Genomic DNA, 356 nt, shown 5'->3' with positions numbered 1-356 from the left:
TCAGAACCACCGGATCACTAAGACCTACTTTCGTATCTGCTCGACCTGTCCGTCTCGCAGTTAAGCTAGCTTCTGCCTTTGCACTAACCGCATGATGTCCGACCATGCTTAGCTAACCTTCGTGCTCCTCCGTTACTCTTTAGGAGGAGACCGCCCCAGTCAAACTACCCACCAGACACTGTCCGTATCCCGGATTACGGGACAACGTTAGAACATCAAACATTAAAGGGTGGTATTTCAAGGTCGGCTCCACGCAAACTGGCGTTCACGTTTCAATGCCTCCCACCTATCCTACACATCAAGGCTCAATGTTCAGTGTCAAGCTATAGTAAAGGTTCACGGGGTCTTTCCGTCTT

General features: G+C 50.0%; 1 rRNA gene. It reads right to left on the bottom strand.

The features are described from left to right. Positions 1 to 356 (bottom strand): 23S ribosomal RNA (locus GOU96_RS18455); the annotation flags it as partial.

It is taken from the genome of Vibrio sp. R-1 (genome assembly GCF_035615595.1).
Lineage (GTDB): Bacteria > Pseudomonadota > Gammaproteobacteria > Enterobacterales > Vibrionaceae > Vibrio > Vibrio cholerae.
The sequence above is the reverse complement of the archived record's forward strand: the minus strand, read 5'-3'. Positions and strand labels throughout refer to the sequence as shown.